Here is a 287-nt window from a genome sequence, read left to right as displayed (position 1 = left end):
GCCTTAGCGTTCTACGAGCAACTGGAAAAGAACATCATTTTTGCTAATAAGGACGTGAGCAATCAAAAGAGACTTGCGCAGCAATAAAAGCGAAACTCCGTCCCCACGGCGTCTGACTAGCATGGCGGCTAGGCACTGATGAGCAGCCTACTCAAGCGTCATAAAAAAGGAAACGCTATGTTGAACCGCAATACCAACACCACCAACGCAGCAGTTGATACCGCGTTCACGCGCTTGATCTGCCGCAGTGTCATCACCCATGATGTAAACGCCGTGCTGAGTTTGTG

At 49.8% G+C, this 287-nt stretch carries 1 other RNA gene; it reads left to right on the top strand.

Features of this window, described 5'->3' with window-relative positions:
- The first annotated feature begins 87 nt into the window (after positions 1-87).
- Positions 88-152: hammerhead ribozyme type II (locus Q4519_RS21855), an RNA gene on the top strand.
- The last annotated feature ends 135 nt before the right edge of the window (positions 153-287 follow it).

This window comes from Motilimonas sp. 1_MG-2023 (genome assembly GCF_030547455.1).
GTDB lineage: Bacteria > Pseudomonadota > Gammaproteobacteria > Enterobacterales > CBDFNC01 > Motilimonas.
Note: the sequence above shows the minus strand (reverse complement) of the source record. Positions and strands in the feature narration are given on the sequence as shown.